The sequence below is a fragment of the Moorena sp. SIO4A1 genome (genome assembly GCF_010672065.1).
GTDB lineage: Bacteria > Cyanobacteriota > Cyanobacteriia > Cyanobacteriales > Coleofasciculaceae > Moorena.
Genome location: NZ_JAAHHX010001100.1, coordinates 1 through 1,001 on the forward strand (window position 1 = coordinate 1; position 1,001 = coordinate 1,001).

Here is a 1,001-nt window from a genome sequence, read left to right on the forward strand (position 1 = left end):
GCTCCGTGTGATGCTCTGTGTGATCGGCTTTTTTAACCTCTGTGTAAACCTGTCTTTGAACCTCTCTGTAATTCGGCTTACACGAGGAAGAAATGTCAATGTTCTGCTGATTAAATTAAACATGGCTGATCCTTTTAACCCGGACAAATCGTGACATCTTCGAGATCTGGGATATCTTCCGAGTCAGAAAAGCTGAGTACTACATCCCCAACTGCATTGAGGAAGGTGTTATCCCACATCGCCTTTCGGCAAAGCCGACGCTACGCGAACAGGAAAATCCCGACGGCTCCATTAAAATCTCTGGGGATCTCATAACCGCAATGTGGACACAAAAAATTCTTAGAACTACCAAGTTTTCTATGAATATGGCCACATTTTGTGCAAGTTTTAGATGTGTATTCTTCAGTTATTCTCACTAACTTGGAACCATAACGGTTACACAAGTGTTCCAATATTTGAGAGAACTGATAAAATCCCCAGGTCATCATCGCTCTAGCTGTTTTAGTCTTTAACTTTCGCTTCTTTCGTGGAACCATTTGTGATGTGTTAAAAGTTGGTAAAACAATCACATCGTAGTTCCTTGCTAAATAGGAAGCTACTTGTTTGTGTAGTTCAGCTCTAAGATTTTTAATCCTAGTCCTAAGCTTTTCCATCGCTGCTTTTAACTTGTATCGACGATGTTTGTATATATGTCCTTTCGATTTATCATGCTTACTTTTTAATTTATCTAAATGCGAACAAAGTTTAGCTATTCGCTGAAAATCGTTGTCGCCAAACTCCAGGAATTCAGTACCGTCAAAACCAGTCATGAAGGTTCTGACTCCGGGGTCTAGAGCTATCACTTTTTTAGTTTCAGTAGGCTCAAGGTCAAATTCTACAGGAAAGTGCGCAAACCACCGACCCTTGTTATAAGTAAGTTCTGTAGCACCATCGGTAAGTATACAGAAGTCATGACCTTTGAATTCGGGTTTTGGTAAATGCTTGGTCGTAGAAACCATCCA

The 1,001-nt window shown here is 40.5% G+C and carries 1 protein-coding gene; it reads right to left on the reverse strand.

Features of this window, described 5'->3' with window-relative positions:
• Positions 1-260: 260 nt before the first annotated feature.
• Positions 261-1,001: transposase (locus F6K53_RS45570; RefSeq protein WP_293087860.1), on the reverse strand; the 741-nt coding region annotated here is incomplete at its 5' end.